The sequence below is a fragment of the Sanguibacteroides justesenii genome (assembly GCF_003204205.1).
Taxonomy (GTDB): domain Bacteria; phylum Bacteroidota; class Bacteroidia; order Bacteroidales; family Marinifilaceae; genus Gabonibacter; species Gabonibacter massiliensis.
Genome location: NZ_QJPL01000025.1, coordinates 1 through 695, shown reverse-complemented (window position 1 = coordinate 695; position 695 = coordinate 1). Strand labels below are relative to the sequence as shown.

General features: G+C 50.5%; 1 protein-coding gene. It reads right to left on the bottom strand.

Translation table 11 applies throughout. The features are described 5' to 3' along the window. Window positions 1–695: RHS repeat domain-containing protein (locus tag DMB45_RS14590; RefSeq protein WP_316933176.1), on the bottom strand; the 695-nt coding region annotated here is incomplete at both ends.

The following is a 695-nucleotide window of genomic DNA, read 5'->3' as shown; positions in this document are numbered from 1 at the left end:
TATTGGGTCATCGCGTACTTGTACCCCAAATCATCCATCACCTCCAGGGCATTATTCCTGTCGAAATAAGCGGTTGGCAAGCCAACTTTTCTCCATTCTCCCGTTCCGGCGATATACATCTCTTTTGTTGAAAATCCCTTTTTGGAAATCCTGTTGGAATATTTATTTAAAATATTCCTGTCCGGGGTTCCGAACATTCCGTTCTCTCCCAACCAACTCCAGGAATCTCCAAGTTTCGACTCGTCTCCTTTTTTCATAAACGGATCATAATACAAGCTACCATCGGCATCAACAAACCAATCCATCGCTTGTCCATCCGGGTCAATAAACAAAATAGGACTATTAGCGCAATAATTATAAGAACTCGACGAGTAATACGCCTCGGACATCGGGTCGACACTGAACCACCGCCCGAGTTCGGCGTCGTACATCCGGGCACCGTAGTCGAGGTAACCGAGGTTGCCCGTGGTCTGATCTTCCTTCCCGTTGTATTTCAGACGGTTGGCGGGATCCACGTTACCGCCCGACTGGCTGTATCTCGTGCCGAAGGGGTAGTAGTCGTTTCGCTCCTTCACGGTTCCCGACTGATCCACGATAGCCCTGACGCTACCGAGGTGATCCGTCAGGAAGTAACGAATATCGTTACCCGTGCGGCTTCCCGTTCCGACCAACACCCGACCGCTCGCCGTGGTTGC